Annotated in this window: 1 protein-coding gene; it reads left to right on the forward strand. The window is 44.4% G+C overall.

All coding sequences use genetic code 11. From position 1 onward, the window contains the following. A partial coding sequence (locus AAEY75_RS15945) for a tripartite tricarboxylate transporter substrate-binding protein (protein ID WP_352260140.1) occupies positions 1-259 on the forward strand: 259 nt, incomplete at both ends.

The raw sequence follows: 259 nt of genomic DNA on the forward strand, positions 1-259 counted from the left end.
GGTCGTGCTATTGCTTACTTAATTGAGTCGGGCACTAAAAAGGGCGATATTTTAATGGTTAACTCAACACCTATCGTATTGCGTGCATTAACTGGTCGCATTCCTTATAGCTACCGCGATTTAACTCCTGTTGCCAGCATGATTGCCGATTATGGCGCATTTGTGGTGCGTAACGATTCGCCATTTAAAACGTGGCAAGATGTTGTTAAATCAATCAAAGAAGATCCAAGCTCAGTAAAGGTAGCGGGCGGTTCTGCGC

This window comes from Psychrobacter sp. TB55-MNA-CIBAN-0194 (genome assembly GCF_040309505.1).
GTDB lineage: Bacteria > Pseudomonadota > Gammaproteobacteria > Pseudomonadales > Moraxellaceae > Psychrobacter > Psychrobacter fozii.